Origin of the sequence: Methanobrevibacter thaueri (assembly GCF_003111625.1) — an archaeon.
Classification (GTDB): Archaea; Methanobacteriota; Methanobacteria; order Methanobacteriales; family Methanobacteriaceae; genus Methanocatella; species Methanocatella thaueri.
Map to the genome: position 1 here is coordinate 1 of NZ_MZGS01000034.1, position 516 is coordinate 516.

Here is a 516-nt window from a genome sequence, read left to right on the forward strand (position 1 = left end):
TGTTTCCATTTTTCTAAGCATTTTTATTTTGTTTGGATTTCCATAATCGGTTATGATTCTATTGTATCTTTTTCCACAGCATTCTTGGTGTTTTGGGCATGTTTTGCAGTTGTTTGTCCAGTATGCGATTCGTGTGTTGTTTTTGTAGCTTTTTTGGTTTTCTAGTATTTGGCCCATTGGGCAGATGTAGGTGTTTTTTTCATGATCGAAGGTGAATTTGTCTTTTCCAAAGGGTTTGTCTTTTTTGTTGATTTTTTTGAGTTTTCTTGAGAGTTTTCTGGTTGATATGTAGCCATCTAGGTGGTTTTCTGCGAGATAGTCTATGTTTTCGTTTGTTGAGTAGCCGTTGTCGGCTGAAATTTGTGTATTTGGTGCTAAAGCACCAAATGTTTCTTTTATTTGTTCTATTTGAGGTATTAGTTCGAATACGTCTGTTGGATTTTGTGTGAGTGATGATGAGACGATTATTCCTTTGTATTCGTCTACTCCTATTTGTAAATTGTAATCAAATTCCCA

The 516-nt window shown here is 34.9% G+C and carries 1 protein-coding gene; it reads right to left on the reverse strand.

The features are described 5' to 3' along the window. The coding region (locus MBBTH_RS10740) for a transposase (RefSeq protein WP_165814078.1) at window positions 1-516 on the reverse strand (516 nt) is incomplete at both ends.